The 16123-nt window shown below is 53.4% G+C and carries 16 protein-coding genes and 3 pseudogenes; 11 read left to right on the top strand and 8 right to left on the bottom strand.

What is annotated here, in order from left to right; translation table 11 throughout:
* Positions 1-178 precede the first annotated feature (178 nt).
* Positions 179-391 carry a hypothetical protein gene (locus tag PPOP_RS15935; RefSeq protein WP_006287617.1) on the bottom strand — a complete coding sequence of 71 codons (213 nt, stop codon included), beginning with the start codon at positions 389-391 and terminating at the stop codon, positions 179-181.
* A 171-nt stretch (positions 392-562) separates the two neighbouring features.
* Here PPOP_RS15935 and PPOP_RS15930 point away from each other — a divergent pair, with 171 nt between their 5' ends.
* From PPOP_RS15930 to PPOP_RS15915, 4 genes are all read left to right on the top strand, one after another.
* Positions 563-1780 (top strand): multidrug effflux MFS transporter, encoded by a 1218-nt coding sequence (locus tag PPOP_RS15930; protein ID WP_006287616.1) that lies wholly within the window; start codon positions 563-565, stop codon positions 1778-1780.
* Between the two features lie 329 nt (positions 1781-2109).
* On the top strand, positions 2110-2931 hold the full coding sequence (locus PPOP_RS15925) for an MIP/aquaporin family protein (RefSeq protein ID WP_006287615.1): 822 nt from the start codon (positions 2110-2112) through the stop codon (positions 2929-2931).
* Positions 2932-2976: 45 nt separating this feature from the next.
* Positions 2977-4467, top strand: coding sequence for a glycerol kinase GlpK (gene glpK / locus PPOP_RS15920; RefSeq protein ID WP_042229287.1), 1491 nt, complete (start codon positions 2977-2979; stop codon positions 4465-4467).
* A 61-nt stretch (positions 4468-4528) separates the two neighbouring features.
* Positions 4529-6211: a glycerol-3-phosphate dehydrogenase/oxidase gene (locus PPOP_RS15915; protein WP_006287612.1), complete on the top strand. Its 1683-nt coding sequence runs from the start codon at positions 4529-4531 to the stop codon at positions 6209-6211.
* 166 nt (positions 6212-6377) lie between these two features.
* On the opposite strand, the gene PPOP_RS15910 is transcribed toward PPOP_RS15915, so the two are convergent.
* A complete protein-coding gene (locus tag PPOP_RS15910) occupies positions 6378-7085 on the bottom strand; it encodes an SGNH/GDSL hydrolase family protein (protein WP_006287610.1) in 708 nt (235 codons plus the stop codon).
* A 268-nt stretch (positions 7086-7353) separates the two neighbouring features.
* On the opposite strand from PPOP_RS15910, the gene PPOP_RS15905 reads away from it, so the two are divergent.
* The 6 genes and pseudogenes from PPOP_RS15905 to PPOP_RS22185 all read left to right on the top strand — a co-directional run.
* Positions 7354-7947: a DUF1836 domain-containing protein gene (locus PPOP_RS15905; RefSeq protein WP_006287609.1), complete on the top strand. Its 594-nt coding sequence runs from the start codon at positions 7354-7356 to the stop codon at positions 7945-7947.
* A gap of 68 nt (positions 7948-8015) precedes the next feature.
* Positions 8016-9116, top strand: a complete 1101-nt coding sequence (locus PPOP_RS15900; RefSeq protein ID WP_006287603.1) for an AI-2E family transporter — start codon at positions 8016-8018, stop codon at positions 9114-9116.
* Positions 9117-9266: 150 nt separating this feature from the next.
* Positions 9267-9761 (top strand): MarR family winged helix-turn-helix transcriptional regulator, encoded by a 495-nt coding sequence (locus PPOP_RS15895; protein ID WP_006287600.1) that lies wholly within the window; start codon positions 9267-9269, stop codon positions 9759-9761.
* Positions 9758-11485, top strand: a complete 1728-nt coding sequence (locus tag PPOP_RS15890) for an ABC transporter ATP-binding protein (protein ID WP_006287599.1) — start codon at positions 9758-9760, stop codon at positions 11483-11485. The genes PPOP_RS15895 and PPOP_RS15890 overlap by 4 nt, the downstream gene beginning before the upstream one ends.
* Positions 11482-13332, top strand: a complete 1851-nt coding sequence (locus tag PPOP_RS15885) for an ABC transporter ATP-binding protein (protein ID WP_006287596.1) — start codon at positions 11482-11484, stop codon at positions 13330-13332. The genes PPOP_RS15890 and PPOP_RS15885 overlap by 4 nt, the downstream gene beginning before the upstream one ends.
* Positions 13333-13423: 91 nt before the next feature.
* Positions 13424-13587: pseudogene (locus tag PPOP_RS22185) on the top strand (transposase); the annotation flags it as partial.
* Between the two features lie 61 nt (positions 13588-13648).
* Here PPOP_RS22185 and PPOP_RS15880 read toward each other — a convergent pair.
* On the bottom strand, positions 13649-14134 hold the full coding sequence (locus tag PPOP_RS15880) for a hypothetical protein (protein ID WP_006287595.1): 486 nt from the start codon (positions 14132-14134) through the stop codon (positions 13649-13651).
* Positions 14135-14208: 74 nt separating this feature from the next.
* Positions 14209-14466: an IS3 family transposase gene (locus PPOP_RS26040; protein WP_006287593.1), complete on the bottom strand. Its 258-nt coding sequence runs from the start codon at positions 14464-14466 to the stop codon at positions 14209-14211.
* A gap of 259 nt (positions 14467-14725) precedes the next feature.
* Between PPOP_RS26040 and PPOP_RS26035 the strand changes: the two are divergent.
* Positions 14726-14940 (top strand): annotated as a pseudogene (locus tag PPOP_RS26035) (IS30 family transposase); the annotation flags it as partial.
* On the opposite strand, the gene PPOP_RS25190 reads toward PPOP_RS26035, so the two are convergent.
* The 4 genes and pseudogenes from PPOP_RS25190 to PPOP_RS24540 all read right to left on the bottom strand — a co-directional run.
* Positions 14937-15062 (bottom strand): hypothetical protein, encoded by a 126-nt coding sequence (locus PPOP_RS25190; protein ID WP_267879081.1) that lies wholly within the window; start codon positions 15060-15062, stop codon positions 14937-14939. The pseudogene PPOP_RS26035 and the gene PPOP_RS25190 sit on opposite strands and share 4 nt — an antisense overlap.
* Positions 15063-15108: 46 nt before the next feature.
* Positions 15109-15258 (bottom strand): hypothetical protein, encoded by a 150-nt coding sequence (locus tag PPOP_RS23515; protein ID WP_199898986.1) that lies wholly within the window; start codon positions 15256-15258, stop codon positions 15109-15111.
* Positions 15259-15275: 17 nt separating this feature from the next.
* Complete coding sequence (locus tag PPOP_RS15875) at positions 15276-15569, bottom strand: hypothetical protein (RefSeq protein ID WP_006287592.1); 294 nt, start codon at positions 15567-15569, stop codon at positions 15276-15278.
* Between the two features lie 306 nt (positions 15570-15875).
* A pseudogene (locus PPOP_RS24540) lies at positions 15876-16123 on the bottom strand (hypothetical protein); the annotation flags it as partial.

Here is a 16123-nt window from a genome sequence, read left to right as displayed (position 1 = left end):
ATGCATTAATTATAAACGAAAAAAGGTACGGCTCCTCAATTTTCTTGAGGAGCCGTACCTTTTTTCATGAGAAGGACTTTTTCAGTGGCCTCATGTATTGCCATCTGTTTTTGACTTTCACATACGTTAGGCCGCTTACAACGACGCGTTTCGCTTCAATTTCTGGAAAACTGATGGTTCAGTTCATTTGGCTGTTGCGACTCGTTACATGCCGCTTTGTGAGGTTTGAATTGCCCTGCAGCAGCTCATTCCATTGCGTCGAGCCTTTGCTGTTCAGCCAGGCGGCGGTGCGGTAGCGCAAGGACATTATCGCCCTGGTATCGGCGGGCTCGGCTTGCGAAGCATAGATATCGGCTTGGACTCGTTCCTCGATAAGCCGGAATGTGTTCATATGTGGCCGTCCCTCCAATCATTTCTATTGATTTATTTTTCGCCGTGCAATTCCCCGCTTCCTGCTTGTGACGATCGGCTACAAAGTATAAAATATTCAAGTCTTGATTCTTACACAAGTTGTAACTGTAATTGTTACAATTACTATTTTTATAGAGAAAGGTTGTTCTACATGAATCCTGGAACACATCTGAACGCTTCCGTGGCGGCCGCTCCGCGCAAGCGGAGACTCGCGATCGCGATCGTGCTTGGCTCGATGACAGCGATCGGACCGCTGTCGATTGATATGTATTTGCCGTCGCTGCCGATGCTCGCCGCCGATCTGCAGGCAAGCACCTCCTTGACCCAGCTCAGCTTGACCGCGTGTCTGCTTGGCCTGGCGCTCGGTCAATTGGTCATGGGGCCGCTTAGTGACGCGCGGGGCCGCCGCGGCCCTCTGCTGGCGTCCTTGACGGTATATGCTGTCGTCTCTTTTTTGTGCGCTATCGTTCCCTCCATGTGGGGCTTGATCGCCCTGCGCTTCCTGCAGGGCATGGCCGGCGCGGGCGGGATCGTCATCGCACGGGCGATGGTACGGGATCTGTATTCCGGATCGGAGTTGACGAAATTTTTCTCGCTGCTCATGCTCATTAACGGGCTGGCGCCGATCGCCGCCCCGATCATCGGCAGCCAACTGCTCAAATATACGTCATGGCACGGCGTTTTCACGGTGCTTGGTGCATTGGGCCTACTTATGATCGCTGCGGCTTACTTCGGGCTGGCGGAGACGCATTCCCCGGAACGGCGTTCGTCCGGCGGCATCCGGACGACCTTGTCCACCTTCGGGGGACTGATGAAGGATAAGGAGTTTATGGGCTATGCCTGCACGCAGGGACTTGTCTCTGCCGCGATGTTCAGCTATATCTCCGGTTCGCCGTTCGTGCTGCAAAATATGTATGGCGCATCGCCCCAAGCGTTCAGCCTGTTCTTTGCGCTCAACGGGTTCGGCCTTATTTTGGCCACCCAGATTACGGGACGGCTGGCTGCGCGCTATGGCGAGATGCGGCTGTTCATCGCGGGGCTCATCCTGTCCTGCGGCGGGAGTCTCGCGCTTCTGGCGGCGATTCTGCTGCACGGGCCGCTCTGGTCGGTTCTACTTCCGCTCTTCGTGTCGGTATCCAGCACGGGGGTAGTCAATACCGCCGGCTTCTCCCTCGCGATGCAGAACCAGGGCCAGACGGCCGGCAGCGCCTCGGCTATGCTCGGCTTGCTGCCCTTCATCGCCGGTTCGGCGGCAGCGCCGCTCGTCGGTATCGCCGGCAGCGATACGGCTGTGCCGATGGGCGTCGTCATCGCCTGCTGCGGGCTTGGGGCGGTCGGCTGCTACCGGCTGCTGATCCACCGCCGTTAATCATTCATCCCCGGTCCATCGTTGGGCCGGGGATGTTGCGTATGCGGGCGCGGGGCTGCGGTCTCCTTCTCGTACTCAGCCGCAGACTTCCCGGTTACGGAAAAAAATGTGCCCACAAAATGTGCCGACCATGTGAAAAACCATATGACACCGCTTCCAAAGTAAATTAAACTGTGAACTAAGGTTGATGATGTTGCGGAGACAGGGAGATCTACTTGCTGACGCGCTGATCGCTCTCTAATGTAGAGTTATCGCGTGGATGGGTAGGTCTTTTTTGCGTTCCCAGCGAATAATGCTATTTATGAATTAGGGATGAAGGAGGGCTCGTGATGTCGGCATTTTTGGGGGAACTCATTGGGACGATGATTTTGATCGCGCTTGGAGGAGGTGTAAGTGCGGGCGTATCCTTGAAACGGTCCTATGGGGCCAATGGGGGCTGGATCGTGATCGCAATGGGCTGGGGCCTGGCCGTGGCAATGGCAGCCTATGCGGTCGGTCCGATCAGCGGGGCGCATCTGAATCCGGCGCTTACGGTAGGGATGGCTCTGATCGGCAAGTTCTCTTGGGCGGATGTGCCCGCCTATATTGCGGCACAGCTTCTTGGAGCGATGGCGGGGGCGGCCCTCGTGTATCTGCATTATTTGCCGCATTGGAAGCTGACGGAGGACGTGGCCGCCAAGCTGGGCGTATTCGCGACAGGACCGGCAGCGCCGCATCTATTTGGAAATCTGATGAGCGAGATTATCGGGACATTCATTCTCGTTCTTGGCATTTTGGCGATTGGAGCCAATGAACCTACCGCCGGGCTCGGCCCGTTCATTGTCGGCTTTCTTGTTGTGAGCATCGGCTTATCGCTGGGGGGAACGACCGGGTTCGCGATCAATCCCGCGCGCGACCTCGGCCCCAGAATGATGCATATGCTGCTCCCGATCCCGGGCAAGGACGGTTCCAATTGGGCCTATGCCTGGATCCCTGTCGCAGGCCCGATGCTTGGGGGCGCATTGGGCGGACTATTCTACAAGACGGTGTTCCTTGGGCAAGCGGACTCCCTCATCTGGGTCGTATCCGGCATCGTCCTCGTCATCCTGGTCATCGCATTGCTGACTTCCCGACGAGGCGGGGATAGCAACGCCTCCGCGCAGGCGAGATGATAGGCGTCCTAGCGCAGTTCATTCTATGGATTGGAGGAGTCGGGGATGGAGAAGTATATTTTATCGATTGATCAGGGGACAACCAGCTCCAGGGCGATATTGTTCAACAGATCAGGGGCTGTCATTCATATGTCCAAAAAGGAGCTTACACAAATTTTCCCTGAACCGGGGTGGGTAGAGCATAATGCGCAGGAGATCTGGGGAACCGTGCTCGCTGTCATTGCGACTTGTCTGATTGAATCGGGCGTCAAGCCGAGCCAGATCGCCGGCATCGGCATTACGAATCAGCGCGAGACGGCCGTCGTCTGGGATAAGGAGTCAGGCCGCCCTATCTACAATGCGATTGTATGGCAATCTCGGCAGACCAAGCCGATGTGCGACGAACTTCAGGCGGCGGGATATCGTGAGCCGTTCCGTTCCAAGACCGGGCTGCTGATCGATTCTTATTTTTCCGGCACGAAGGTGAAGTGGATACTTGATCATGTCCCGGGTGCCCGGGAGAGAGCGGAACGCGGGGAGCTGCTGTTCGGAACGATCGATACGTGGCTGCTCTGGAAGCTGACCGATGGGGAAGTGCACGTGACCGATTACAGCAACGCGTCCCGTACGCTGATGTACAACATCCACGAACTGACATGGGACGACGAGCTGCTAGAAATTCTGGATATTCCGAAGCAGATGCTGCCTGAGGTGCGCTCATCCTCCGAGATTTACGGTCAGACAGCCGACTATCATTTCTTCGGGGAGCGGATTCCGATTGCCGGCATAGCCGGAGACCAGCAGGCAGCCCTGTTCGGGCAAGCTTGCTTCAAGCCGGGAATGGCCAAGAACACGTACGGAACCGGGTGCTTTATGCTTATGAATACGGGCGAGCAGGCCGTTCAATCCTCTCATGGATTGCTGACGACGATTGCGTGGGGAATCGACGGCAAGGTGGAATATGCCCTCGAAGGCAGCGTATTCGTGGCCGGTTCGGCGATACAGTGGCTGCGCGACGGCCTGCGCATGTTCAAAGCCGCTGCTGACTGCGAGCAATATGCGGGCCGCGTCGATTCGACCGATGGCGTATACGTCGTGCCGGCCTTCGTCGGGCTGGGGACGCCATATTGGGACAGCGAAGCGAAGGGCGCCATCTTCGGATTGACGCGCGGCACGTCGAAGGAGCATCTGATTCGGGCGACGCTGGAGTCTCTTGCTTATCAGACGCTGGATGTGCTTCAGGCGATGGAAGCGGATTCTTCGATTGAATTGGCAACGCTGCGCGTGGATGGGGGAGCGGTGCAAAATAATTTCCTGATGCAGTTCCAGAGCGACATGCTGGGCGTGCCGGTGGAATGCCCGCAAGTCAGCGAGACGACCGCGTTAGGGGCCGCTTATCTCGCAGGGCTTGCGGTTGGCTACTGGGAGAGCCGGGAGGAGATCGGCTCGCTCTGGAGTATCGAACGAGACTTCCAGCCGACGCTGCCGAAGGAGCGGCGGGAAGAGCTGTACGCAGGCTGGAAAGCGGCCATTGCGGCTACCCAAGCATTCAAATAAGTCGGGCATAGCGGGGACCGGATATATCAGGATAACGTTACTGCAACGAGGAGGCTCACCTATGACAACTGCCATATTCTCTTCTGCACATCGCGAGAAGATTGCGCATGCTATGGGCCAGACGCCGCTGGACGTCATCGTAATCGGCGGCGGCATTACCGGGGCGGGCATCGCGCTTGATGCGGCGACCCGCGGGCTGGCGACAGCCTTGTTCGAGATGCAGGATTTCGCGGCCGGAACGTCCAGCCGTTCGACGAAGCTGGTGCATGGCGGGCTCCGGTACTTGAAGCAGTTCGATATAAGTACGGTAGCCGAGGTCGGCAAGGAACGGGCCATCGTCTATGAGAACGGCCCCCATGTGACGACTCCCGAATGGATGCTGCTTCCCATTCACCGCGGCGGAACCTTCGGCAAGTTCAGCACCGGCATTGGCTTGCGCGTCTACGACTTCCTCGCTGGCGTCAAGCATAGCGAGCGCCGACGCATGCTGTCCGCGCAAGAGACGATGGAGCGTGAACCGTTGCTGAAGCGGGAAGGCTTGCTGGGCGGCGGTTATTACGTCGAGTACAGGACGGATGACGCGCGCTTGACGATCGAAGTAATGAAGGAAGCCGTGCGCCACGGAGCGATGGTGCTGAACTATATGAAGGCCGACTCCTTCCTCTATCAGAATGGGAAGCTGCGCGGCATGCGCGTCGTGGACCAAGCGGATGGCAAGGAGTATGAGTTCGATGCCAAGGCGATCATTAATGCGGCGGGCCCATGGGTGGATGGGCTTCGCGACCGGGATCTGTCCAGAACGGGCAAGCATCTGCAATTGTCCAAGGGGGTGCATCTCGTCATGAATCAGGCGAAATTCCCGCTCAAGCAAGCAATCTATTTCGAAACGCCCGACGGGCGGATGGTATTTGCGATTCCACGTGACGGCAAAACGTATGTCGGCACCACCGACACGTTCTACAAGGGCGACCTCGTCCATCCTGTCATGACCAAGGAAGATCGCGATTATATTATGGACGCTATCGCCTTCATGTTCCCGTCGGTGCAGCCCACCGCCGACGATATCGAATCGAGCTGGGCCGGGGTCAGGCCGCTTATCTATGAAGAAGGAAAGAGCGCATCCGAGATCTCGCGCAGGGATGAAATATGGCAGTCGCCGTCCGGTCTAATCACAATCGCCGGCGGCAAGCTGACCGGATACCGCAAGATGGCGGAGACGGTTGTCGATCTCGTTATGCAGCGTCTGGCCAAGGAAGACGGCCGTCCGTTCGTGCCGGTCAAGACGAAGCGGATGCCGATCTCCGGCGGCCATGTTGGCGGCGCTTCAGCCTTCCCGGGCTTCGTGAAGGCGAAGGTGGAGGAGGGCGTCCGTCTCGGTCTGGATGCGGCGCTGGCTAGGCGGTGGGCTCGCATGTACGGATCGAATGTGGATCGTCTCTTCGCGCTGGCGGAGCGGTACCGCGATGAAGCCGCAGCTGGCGGCCTTCCGTTCGAAGTCCTCGTTCCGCTTGTATACGCGATGGAGGAAGAGATGACACTCAAGCCGACAGACTTCTTCATTCGCAGAACCGGTGCCCTGTTCTTCAACATCGAATGGGTCCGGCAATGGAAGCAGCCGGTCATCGAGTGGATGGCCGTTCACCTGGGCTGGACGCCGGAGCAAAAGGCGAGCGGTGCCGCAGATCTGGACCGCTATCTTCATGAAGCGGCCGTTCCGCAAGTGGAAGCGGCAGAAGAGCAATAGAGGATAGAAGGGGACTGCCCTACCGCAGCTGCTGCCGTGGGAGTGGATGATTTCCGACTTCCCGGATCGGAAGAGCCGGCATCGAATAAACCAAACCAAGTAAGCCGGGCGATCGCCTGATTAGACGTCATCCGGCTTATTTGCCGTGCTGTGCAGTAACATTATTTCATTTCAGCAAATGGCGGTAACGGCTCTCCAAATAGCTCATCAGCTCCTGGGCGATCACCTGGTGGCCCTGCTCGTTCGGGTGAATTCCGTCGGCGCACAGGTATTTCCGGTAATCGAATGCCCGCAAGAACGCGCCTCTTACGTCGATCCAACGCGTATTCATCTCCTCTGCGACCCGGATAATGGCGGCATTGTAGCGTTCATGCCACCAATAAATCCGGCTGACGCTGCCCAGCCAGGATAGGATGCTCGCGGCGGCGGAGTCATCATTCTTGCTGATCCATCGGAAATACCGATCCGCGTCCAGCGGCGGCAGGGACATTAGCACGGGAACGATCTCATGATCCTTCAAGGTGCGGATCATGTCCTTCAACGTCTGCGTGTAGCGCTCCAGATCGGTGTTCGGCTCATGCAGCTCCCCGGGCTGCCGGGCGATCTTTTCCCAATCGAAGTCGCAATCATTGCCACCGAACTCAAGCAGCACGATATCCGGGCGCTGGCTCAGGACATCCTGCTTCAGCTTCTCGGCTCCCTTCGTAATGAGGCAGCCGAATCGCCCCGCGTTCGTCACGATCCCGTTCAGGCGGCGCTGAACAAGCTGCCCGAAGCTGTCGGCCAGTTTCGCGTATCTGCCCTTCTCTTCATCGTATACGATCCCCTTTGCAATTGAATCGCCGTACAGGACGATATTGCATGACTTTTCCATCTTCAATCGAACCTCCCGTGAAATTGTATCCGGATATCCGTCCTATTTATGATTGGCACGTACCCGTGCATCGTATGTATTAACGAAAGTCATGATATAGTAATAAAAACCACATCCTGTTGTATATAAATTATAACATGTGATTTGTAGAAGTAAATAGACGCGTTTTTTGCATTGTAGCCACTTGTCTTTGGCATATGGTAGTATGGAGAAAGGAAAGGGACAGCATCATTTCAGTTGCGCCCCCACGCATGAAGGAGAAGAAAACATGGAAGACGCAACCTTGAAGGCGCGGATCGAGGCCCTGTACCGGGGCATCGCGGCGATGCCGGACATCGAGCCGGCAGAAATCCCGAAGCTCGATCTCTATATGGATCAGGTCATCACGTTGTTCGAAAGCGTGCTGGAGCCGACGAAGCGCCATCCCGAGGATAAGCTGCTGACCAAGACGATGATCAATAATTACACCAAGGACAAGCTGTTGCTTCCGGCGAAGAATAAGAAGTATTCTCCCGAGCATATCATTCAAATGACGTTGATCTATCATTTGAAGCAGTCGCTGTCGATCAGTGATATCAAGGCGCTGTTCCAGGGCACTCTACATCAGGAGGATGTGGACGGATGGAAGGTGTACGAGCAGTTCCTCCGGATGAAGCAGGAGCAGGCTCCTCTGTTGGAGCGCGCCGTCGCGGCTCAGACCGAAGCCGTGGCAACGACCGGGGAGAGCCAGGCCTTCACGTTGCTGGCCGTCTTGACCTTCATTCATCAGGCGAATACGTATAAGCGTCTGGCCGAGAAGCTGATTGACGATCTGGATAGACGCACGGCGAAGGACAAGGACAAGAATAAAAAGTCCTCCTGATTCGCTATACCGAACTGCCGCCCGGAACATGCGGCAACCTACACCACGAAGAAGTTCAGGAGGGAACGATGTTCAGGGATTACAAGATACTATACTATTTGGGCTTGTTCACCGCAGGGCTGCTGTTGTACAAGCTGGTGGACAATATTGGGGGCGTCCTGCATTTTTTCTCCACGCTGATGTCCCTGATGACGCCTTTTTTCATTGCGTTTTTTATTGCTTATTTGCTCCGGCCGCTGGTTAACGCGCTGGAGGCGAAGCTGTTCTCGCGGCAGCGGCTGCGCAGGCTGTACAGCATTCTTATTGTTTATACGCTGTTCCTCGGACTGATCTTGATCGGAATCACGGTAATTACCCCGAGAATGATTGACAGCGTCAGTACGCTACTCGCGGGTTTGCCCCAGTATATCGCAGGGTTGGAGCAGTGGATACACGGCCATGTGCTGGAGCCGGAATGGTTCGCCCAATCCGGGATCGACGTCAAGCTGGGGGAGTTCCTCTCGTCCGCTTCCAGCCAGATCACCGAGTTCGTGCGGCTCATCCTGAACAATTTGCTGTCCGGCCTGCTATCGATAACGACGACGCTGCTGAATCTCGTCATCGGCTTTATCGTCTCGATTTATTTGCTGAAAGACAAGGAAGTGATCGGCCGTGGCGCGCAAAAGATTCTGGTTGCCCTGTTGGGACAGAGACGGATGGCATCGGTGGTTGGTTTCGTCAAACGGATCGATACGACCTTTTCCCAATATTTTGTCGGGGTTATTTTGGATGCGATGATTATCGGCTCGATCGTATTTTTGGGGCTGCTCGTTCTGCAATCGCCGTTCGCGCTGCTGGCTGCTCTAGTCGTGGGCGTCACGAATGTCATTCCCTATTTCGGCCCGTTCATCGGCATGCTGTTCGTCGGACTGATCACCTTGCTCGTGTCCCCGATGCAGGCGTTGTGGACCGTGCTGTTTATTTTCATTATCCAGCAGTTGGACGGCTATTATATTGGCCCGAAGGTCATTGGGAACAAGGTGGGCATCGGCCCGCTGTGGATTATTTTTGCGATTATTATCGGGGGCGGCTTCTTCGGGCTTATCGGCATGTTCATTGCGGTGCCTGTGGTGGCGGTCATCAAGACTGCGTTCGATTCTTATATCGAGCGCCGCTTGTCATCGATGTAATCCGGCTGCGCTTGCGTATACGCAAGGAGAATGCGGGTGGCTCCTTTTTTTTGGAATTTGACATCGGTCAGCAACGAAAATATAATTAGTTTACCAAATAAATAGGTCACCTAACTAATTTATTTTTTAGGTAACGAGGGGGCAAACTGGATGCATGAGGAGGGAACGACAACTGACCGGCTAATGAGGGCCTTCAAGCGGTTCAACAAGGCGGATTGGCATCGCCGTTCGATTGAAGGACATAAGCCTAGCGAACTACATCTCATGATGATCCTGAAGCGTAAAATGAAGAAGGACAAACAAGGCTTGATGGTCTCGGAGATCAGCAGTTTGCTGCATGTCACCTCGCCGACGATTACGCAATTGATCAAGGGCATAGAGAGCAAGGGACTCGTCACCCGGAACGTAGATCCCGAGGATCGGCGGGTCATTCGGATTGCGCTGACCGACAAAGGCATCGCGGTAACGGACAAAGCGCTGGCCGTCATGACGGCCTATTTCAACGGGCTGATTGAGTACTTGGGTGAGGAGGACAGCGAGAAGCTAGCCGAGCTGCTAACTGCAGTTTCTGCGTATTTTAAAAAAAATCCTCCAATCAGTTGGAGGGAGATAGAATCGCGTACGAGTGGAGATGATCATGTATGATGAAACTATTCCGCTTCCTGAAGCCGTTCCGGCTTCCGGTGGCATTTGTGCTGGGGCTAGTTTTTTTCCAGTCGCTGGCCGAGCTGTATTTGCCGACGCTGATGTCGGATATCGTCGATATCGGCATTGTTAGCGGAGATACGGCTTATATTTGGAAAATAGGAGGGTGGATGCTTCTGGTCGCCGCAGGCGGCACGTTATGCGCCGTCGGGAGCAGCTACTTGTCTGCGAAGGTGGCGTCCGGCTTCGGGCGCAATCTGCGGCGGCGCCTGTTCACCCATGTGGAGAACTTCTCGCTGCAGGAGTTCGATAAGATTGGGACGTCTTCCCTGATTACGCGGACGACCAATGATATTACCCAGGTTCAGCAGGTGCTGGTCATGATCCTCCGGATGATGATCAGCGCGCCGATGATGTGTATCGGCGGCATTATTATGGCGGTCTCGAAGGATGCGAAGCTGACGCTCGTGCTGGCGGTCGTCATTCCGGTGCTGGCCCTGGCCATTTTTGCCGTGGCCGGCAAAGGGATTCCACTCTTCAAGGCGATGCAGAAAAAGCTGGATAAGTTGAACCTTGTCCTGCGCGAAAACCTGACCGGAATCCGGGTCATCCGTTCCTTCAACCGGATCAACCACGAGAAGCAGCGGTTCAACGAAGCGAATGGCGACTTGACGAGCACGGCCTTGAAGGTCAACCGCATTATGGCGTCGATGATGCCGATCATGATGATTACGCTGAATTTCTCGACGGTTGCGATCATTTGGTTCGGAAGCATTCGGATCGACAACGGCAACATGCAGGTCGGTTCCTTGATGGCCTTTATTCAATATGCGATGCAAATCATGTTCTCTGTCATCATGGTTTCCATTATTTTTGTGATGATTCCAAGAGCATCCGCATCTGCAGCCCGGATTAATGAAGTGCTCAGCATGGAGCCGGAGATTCTCGATGCAGCTGAACCGAAGCGGGCTGCCGGCAGACGGGCCCATATTCAATTCGACAATGTCACCTTCAGTTACCCGGGGGCAGAGATGCCGGCCCTATCGAATATCTCGTTCGAGACCGGTCCAGGAGAGATGACCGCGATTATTGGCGGAACCGGGGCTGGCAAGTCGACGCTAATCAGCTTGATACCACGCTTCTATGATATCGAGAGCGGCAGTATCCGGGTGAATGGCGTTGACGTCCGCGAGTGGGAGCAGGAGGAGCTGCGGGAGAAGATTGGACTTGTCCCGCAGAAGGCCGTGCTGTTCACCGGAACGGTGACGGACAATATCCGCTATGGCAAAGAGGATGCAACCGACCAAGAGGTGGAGCATGCAGCCGAGATTGCCCAGGCGACAGAATTCATCTCCCATATGCCGGAAGGCTTCGACGCTCCGATCGCACAGGGCGGATCGAACGTATCCGGTGGGCAGAAGCAGCGCCTGTCGATTGCGCGGGCCTTGGTGCGGCGTCCGGAAATTTATATATTCGACGACAGCTTCTCGGCGCTTGATTTCAAGACCGATGCGAAGCTGCGCGCGGCGCTCCGGCCGGAGACCGGAGACGCAGCCGTTCTGCTGGTCGCTCAGCGGGTCAGCACCGTCATGGATGCCGATCGAATCATTGTGCTGGATGAAGGACGGATCGCGGGAATAGGCACGCATCGCGAATTGATGGAGACGTGTCCGGTGTACCGCGAGATTGTATCCTCCCAGCTGTCAGAGGAGGAGATCGCATGAGTAAAGATAAGACACCACAAGCCGGCGGATCCCGAGGCCCGATGGGAGGTCCGCAGATGGGGATGCCTGTGGAGAAGGCGAAGGATTTCAAGGGGACACTGAAGCGGCTCGTTGGCTATTTGAAGCCGCGGAAATATCAGCTGATCGCTGTCCTGGTGATGGCTATACTCAGTACCGTCTTCACGATTCTGGGCCCGAAGATTATGGGGAGGGCGACCACCTCGCTGTTCGAGAGCTTGATGGGGAGGACCGCCATTGACTTTGGTTACATTTCAAATATTTTGCTTGTATTAATCGGATTGTATGTCGTGAGTGCGCTGTTCAGCTATATTCAGCAGTATTTGATGGCCGGCGTGGCGCAAAATATTGTGTATGAGATGCGCAAGCAGGTGAATGACAAGCTGAGCCGTCTGCCGCTGAAATATTTCGACGCGCGGACGCACGGCGAGATTTTAAGCCGGGTGACCAATGATGTCGATAACATCAGCAGCACGCTGCAGCAGAGCTTGACGCAGTTGATCACCTCGATCGTGACCTTGGTCGGCGTCGTGGTGATGATGCTGACCATCAGCCCGCTCATGACGCTGATCTGCCTGCTGACACTGCCGCTCAGCTTCGTCGTCACGATCGTGATCGCGAAGCGGTCGCAGAAGCATTTCAAGGGGCAGCAGACGTCTCTTGGGGAAATGAACGGCCATGTCGAGGAAATGTATACCGGCCACAAAATCATTAAAGCCTTCGGTCATGAGGAAAAATCGGTGGCCGCGTTCGACGGCATTAATGACAAGCTGTATGAGTCCGGATTCCGGGCGCAATTCATCTCCGGGATGATCATGCCGTTAATGACCTTCATCGGCAACATCGGCTACGTGCTCATTTGCGTGGTCGGGGGCGTGCTGGTCACCCAGCGCACCATCCAGATCGGCGATATTCAGGCGTTCATCCAATATGCGCGGCAGTTCACCCAACCGATTGCGCAGACCGCCAATATTGCCAATATCATTCAGTCCACCGTCGCCTCGGCGGAGCGGGTCTTTGAAGTGCTGGATGAAGCCGAAGAAGTGCCGGAGGCGGCTCCGGCGAAGACGATTGCTCATCCGGCGGGCCAAGTCCGCTTCGATCACGTTCGCTTCGGCTACAAGGAAGATGCGGTGCTGATCGACAATATGAGCATCGACGTCAAGCCGGGACAGAAGGTTGCCATCGTCGGTCCGACCGGGGCCGGCAAGACGACGCTGATCAACTTGCTGATGCGCTTCTATGAGATTAACGGCGGAGCGATCACGATCGATGGCGTCAACATTACCGCCATGGAGCGCGGCAATCTGCGCAGCCTGTTCGGTATGGTGCTGCAGGATACGTGGCTGTTCAACGGCACGATCCGCGACAATATCGCTTACGGACGCCTGGGCGCGACGGAAGAAGAGGTCGTACATGCGGCCCAAGCCGCGCATGCGGATCACTTCATCCGCACGCTGCCGGATGGCTATGATACGGTGTTGAACGAGGAAGCATCGAATATTTCGCAGGGCCAGAAGCAGCTATTGACGATTGCCCGCGCCATTCTGGCCGATCCGGCGATTCTGATCCTGGACGAAGCGACGAGCAGCGTCGATACGCGGACGGAGTTGTATATCCAGAAGGCTATGCAGGAGCTGATGAAGAACCGCACCAGCTTCGTGATTGCTCACCGGTTGTCTACCATTCGCGATGCCGATCTGATTCTCGTTATGAATCAGGGCTCCGTGATCGAGCAGGGTACTCATGAGGAACTGTTGCAGCAGGGCGGCTTCTATGCGGATCTATACAACAGCCAGTTTACCGGTCGTCTGGTCGACGTCGGCTAACGTAATTCAGGAAAGGCGCGCCTTCGGGTGCGTCTTTTTACATCCGTTTCTCTGGAAGCGGTTCCGTAGGGAACTCTGAGCGGCTTGAACTCTCCGGTACCAAACGATTGAGCGAAGCTTCGCGGAGGCCAAAGCGCTCCATCGACTTCGCTATTGCCGGCTGCACGGTAAAGAGGGTTAGAGCAAGCGCTCATGACTGCCATCTGCCAGAACGTCAAGAAGATCGCCAACCACCTGGCCAGGCTGGCCGGATAGGGGCGATCTTCTTGTTTTCATATACCCGTTATTTCAAGACCACATTTCATTATATGATTAACTATTGTTTTCCATAAGTTGTAGTACCAGTGACAAGACGGTACTCCTGTACATCTGAATTGGGAGCGATGTATTCGACTAAATAGTATCCGTCTTTTTCAGCAATGATTTCTTTTCCACTTAACGTAGGTCTAATTTCGTATTTTGTTGAGCCATCAGCTAAAATCGTATTATACCACGTAATACCTGCTTGTAATTTTTGTCCTTTTGATAGCTGAATGTATTCAACAACTTTGCGTTCACCTGGCTTTAGACTAAGGTCAATAATGCCACCCTCTTTTCCGGTTACATTTCTACCATCACTAAAAGATAAGGAATTACGCGGTACGTCTAACTCCGACCGATACATGATATTTACCGTGGGTTCCGTTGTTACAAACTCGTTAACCGATACGTCTGAAGCAGAATCAACAACAGGAGATGCATCAACCGGTACAACTGCAAACATAGTAAGCGCAGCGGTGAGAGAAAGAATAGTTTTCCTCATGAAACGTCACTCCTTTTGAAATTGATTATTATTCTTCCATATTATAACATATAAATAGGTGAGCGCAAATAAAATTATGTAAAAAGATTGAACTCTAGTATTTGATTAGTAGTATTGATGGTCACAATGGAACGTTCCGAATCCATACTATTATGCCCACATTGTTGGAACTGACGATTCAGTTCATTTGGCTGTTGCGACTCGTTACATGCCGCTTTGTGAGGTTTGTATTGAGCCACCGTGTACGTAGAAACAAGGCCCTGTTCCTTCATGATGCGGCCAATTCGTCGTCTAGATACGGTAAGTCCACGTTCCTGAAGCTTGGCTTTCATCTTTCTTGTGGGACGTCGCACCTTGCTGATACCGAGTATTTGTCACGATTTCGCTTGATGACACTTACTTTCGTCCCATGATCAGCGCGGCTTGCTTTAAAATATCGACCTAGCAATCGGTGAATGGATTATCTTGACTTCTGTTCCGGTTGGCAAAATTGTAAAAGACGGATTGTAAAATGAAGTGCGACACCTTCTGGAAATAAAAAAACAAAAGGCTCATGGCCGGATTCGTGTAGAATGAAAGTTCTCACACCCCATTCACACAAGGAGAATCCTCCATCAGCAAGGGAAAAGTGCCCGAGCCATCGCCAAGGACATGCCACCATTAGCCGGGAACTGCGCCGAAACGCAGCCCAAGTGACTTACCGTGCGGGGCCATCTCAGGAGAGCTATGTCCAGCGTCGTCAGGCCTCCACTCCCGCAGGAAAGTGGATACCGGAGCTGGATATGGTCATCGAAGAGAAGCTTCACAATAATTTTTTGTGCTTTGCAAATCGCACGGACAAGTTCTTTACATCGCTCGTCAAGAGCAGAATATTGGTCGTGATCTTCTCCGCTTTCTCACGCTTTTCATAGCCCAGATGCGTGTCCATCTCGGCCTCCAGCATTTCCTAAATCGTCAGTTGTTTTTTCCTTAACTTAAACCTTGATCGTGCAGTTATTTTTGCTGCAATATACAGTTCCAGTTTTTCCATTTTTGGTAACTGTAATTTTATCAGCAAATGCTGATTGTGATGCAACCAGCATCGAGGCGATTGCTAAACTCAAAATAAATAATTTCTTGTTCATTTGATTATTCCACCTTTTCAATATTGTTCGCACACTTTAAGTAATTTGGAATACTCTTTAGAATTTTTTGGAACCGGACTACCATTCTTCATAATAGTTATGTCATTACCACATTCCATACACCATAAGTCACGCCATAAATCATCATCTTTTGAGGCTTCAACAGAATTATTTGAAGCTTCAACGGAATTTACATTTGAGGTAACATTAGAGTTTTGACTAAGAACCTTATTCTCATTGCAAAAATATAACTGCGGAAAAAGAATTAAAGCAATTGTTAAGCTTACAATAAGACTTTTTTTAATTCCCATTTCAAATCTCCTTTCGTTATTTTATTCACTTCTTTGTCTATATATTCTATGTCTGTGTGTTCTGCTATGGAATATATTACCATGATAATATATTGAAGTCAATGAAAAAAGATAAGTAAAAAAGCCACCCCGTAAGGTCAATGTCATTAAGTTAAGCTCAAAGACAAGAGCGGAAATAAAAATGGAATTTGAAACGGCATGGGAAAAAGCCCTGTGTCGTTTGTTTTTTGGTGTAAGCAAGGAAAAAGCGTACAGCAAACAAAGCGGATGGAATATCCGCTTAAAAAAGTGTTCATGTGAATCGAATTATGCAACTCTGTAGACGAAGCTAACCACTGATTTGTAGCGTATTTCGCGCGTATTCTGCTGCCCTGGGCGAATGGGTCGAATCGGTAAAATGTTTTTGCGAATCAGCGCTTCAACATCGTGCGGGAGTTCATCGTGCCGTGATCGCAGGAAATGTCTACAACCGTGAACGGCAACCGTGAAGTTGACTTGGTATGGGTGCCGTTTATCCATTTGGGAAATGACGATGTGTGAGGTCATCATTTCAG

It is taken from the genome of Paenibacillus popilliae ATCC 14706, assembly GCF_000315235.1.
GTDB classification, from domain to species: Bacteria; Bacillota; Bacilli; order Paenibacillales; family Paenibacillaceae; genus Paenibacillus_B; species Paenibacillus_B popilliae.
Note: the sequence above shows the minus strand (reverse complement) of the source record. Positions and strands in the feature narration are given on the sequence as shown.

Bases quoted from the DNA above. Each gene is read 5' to 3' on its own strand.
- PPOP_RS25190 (WP_267879081.1), bottom strand. From the start codon at position 15,062: ATGGACACGCATCTGGGCTATGAAAAGCGTGAGAAAGCGGAGAAGATC.
- glpK (WP_042229287.1), top strand. From the start codon at position 2,977: ATGGAGAAGTATATTTTATCGATTGATCAGGGGACAACCAGCTCCAGG.
- PPOP_RS26040 (WP_006287593.1), bottom strand. From the start codon at position 14,466: ATGAAAGCCAAGCTTCAGGAACGTGGACTTACCGTATCTAGACGACGA.
- PPOP_RS15915 (WP_006287612.1), top strand. From the start codon at position 4,529: ATGACAACTGCCATATTCTCTTCTGCACATCGCGAGAAGATTGCGCAT.
- PPOP_RS15880 (WP_006287595.1), bottom strand. From the start codon at position 14,134: ATGAGGAAAACTATTCTTTCTCTCACCGCTGCGCTTACTATGTTTGCA.
- PPOP_RS15910 (WP_006287610.1), bottom strand. From the start codon at position 7,085: ATGGAAAAGTCATGCAATATCGTCCTGTACGGCGATTCAATTGCAAAG.
- PPOP_RS15905 (WP_006287609.1), top strand. From the start codon at position 7,354: ATGGAAGACGCAACCTTGAAGGCGCGGATCGAGGCCCTGTACCGGGGC.
- PPOP_RS15930 (WP_006287616.1), top strand. From the start codon at position 563: ATGAATCCTGGAACACATCTGAACGCTTCCGTGGCGGCCGCTCCGCGC.
- PPOP_RS15885 (WP_006287596.1), top strand. From the start codon at position 11,482: ATGAGTAAAGATAAGACACCACAAGCCGGCGGATCCCGAGGCCCGATG.
- PPOP_RS15890 (WP_006287599.1), top strand. From the start codon at position 9,758: ATGATGAAACTATTCCGCTTCCTGAAGCCGTTCCGGCTTCCGGTGGCA.
- PPOP_RS15935 (WP_006287617.1), bottom strand. From the start codon at position 391: ATGAACACATTCCGGCTTATCGAGGAACGAGTCCAAGCCGATATCTAT.
- PPOP_RS15895 (WP_006287600.1), top strand. From the start codon at position 9,267: ATGCATGAGGAGGGAACGACAACTGACCGGCTAATGAGGGCCTTCAAG.
- PPOP_RS15900 (WP_006287603.1), top strand. From the start codon at position 8,016: ATGTTCAGGGATTACAAGATACTATACTATTTGGGCTTGTTCACCGCA.
- PPOP_RS23515 (WP_199898986.1), bottom strand. From the start codon at position 15,258: ATGAACAAGAAATTATTTATTTTGAGTTTAGCAATCGCCTCGATGCTG.
- PPOP_RS15875 (WP_006287592.1), bottom strand. From the start codon at position 15,569: ATGGGAATTAAAAAAAGTCTTATTGTAAGCTTAACAATTGCTTTAATT.
- PPOP_RS15925 (WP_006287615.1), top strand. From the start codon at position 2,110: ATGTCGGCATTTTTGGGGGAACTCATTGGGACGATGATTTTGATCGCG.